Source organism: Aestuariivita boseongensis (assembly GCF_001262635.1).
GTDB classification, from domain to species: domain Bacteria; phylum Pseudomonadota; class Alphaproteobacteria; order Rhodobacterales; family Rhodobacteraceae; genus Aestuariivita; species Aestuariivita boseongensis.
Genome location: NZ_JXYH01000141.1, coordinates 1 through 312 on the forward strand (window position 1 = coordinate 1; position 312 = coordinate 312).

A 312-nucleotide genomic window follows, 5' to 3' on the forward strand; every position below is an offset into this window, starting at 1 on the left:
TCTGCTATTGTGCGTATCCAAGACTTTGAGAAGTGAGCTTTCATGCCCGGACTACTACTTCATCATGTCTCCTATCCCGTCAGGGATGTTGAGGTGTCAGCGTCCTTCTACGAAAGTCTTTTCAACCTGGAGCGCCTTGATCGCCCGCCATTTTCGATACCTGGAGTTTGGTTAGCATGTGACGATCGCCAAATTCACCTGGTGCTGAACGAAGCCGGAACCTTTCGCACCAAATCGTCACCTGACATTGCTGACGTCCACTTTGCATTCTGGACGGATGACTTTGAAGACATGGTCGAACGCTTGGAGGCG

General features: G+C 50.6%; 1 protein-coding gene. It reads left to right on the forward strand.

All coding sequences use genetic code 11. The features are described from left to right. Positions 1–42: 42 nt before the first annotated feature. On the forward strand, positions 43–312 hold a 270-nt coding region (locus tag TR61_RS19790), incomplete at its 3' end, for a VOC family protein (protein WP_082182067.1).